Genomic DNA, 924 nt, shown 5'->3' on the forward strand with positions numbered 1-924 from the left:
ACCCCGGCGGCGTCGTTCACCAACCCGTTGAAGCAGCAGGGCCCGGACCCGTGGCTGACGCAGTACAACGGGAACTACTACCTGGCGACGACGACGTGGAACAACACGATCACGATGCGCCGCTCGGCGACTCTTGGCGGGTTGAAGACGGCGCAGGATCAGGTGTTGTTCACGTTGACCCGGCCGAACGGTGCGGGCACCATGTGGGCGCCGGAGTTCCACCTGCTCAACGGCCCGAACGGGCTGCGGTGGTACTTCTACTACACGGCTGGTCAGGAGCCGTTCAACCTGGGTACGCAGCGTATTCACGTGCTGGAGTCGTCGGGCACGGATCCGATGGGCCCGTACACGTTCAAGGCCGATCTGCTCGACCCGACGCAGAACAACACCTGGGAGCTGGATCCGAGCATTCTGCAGCTGAACGGCAAGATGTATCTGCTGGGCACGTTCTACAACGGGTCGCAGCCGAACTTCATCCGCGAGCTGTCGAACCCGTGGACCGCGGTCGGCACCCGCCGGATCCTGTCCACGCCCACGTACAGCTGGGAGACGGTCGGCGGCGCGGTCAACGAGGGCGCCGAGGTGCTGCAGCGCAACGGCAAGACGTTCATCATCTTCTCCGCGTCGCACTGCTCCACCCCGGAGTACAAGCTGGGCATGCTCACCTGGAACGGGGGTGACCCGATGAACTCGTCGTCGTGGGTGAAGTCGGCGAACCCGGTCTTCCAGCGCAACAACGCGGCCGGTGTCTACGGCCCGGGTCACGGTGGTTTCTTCACGTCGAAGGACGGCACCGAGGACTGGATGGTCTACCACGCGACGACCAACGCGAACGGTAACTGTGACATGAACCGGTCGACCCGGGTGCAGAAGTTCACCTGGAACGCCGACGGCACGCCCAACTTCGGCACGCCGCTCGGGCTC

The 924-nt window shown here is 64.5% G+C and carries 1 protein-coding gene; it reads left to right on the forward strand.

Annotated elements, in window-relative coordinates; translation table 11 throughout:
- Positions 1 to 924 (forward strand): glycoside hydrolase family 43 protein (locus Ari01nite_RS49480; protein ID WP_203791708.1); only part of this gene is annotated, 924 nt, incomplete at both ends.

It is taken from the genome of Paractinoplanes rishiriensis, from assembly GCF_016862375.1.
In the GTDB taxonomy this organism is placed as follows: domain Bacteria; phylum Actinomycetota; class Actinomycetes; order Mycobacteriales; family Micromonosporaceae; genus Actinoplanes; species Actinoplanes rishiriensis.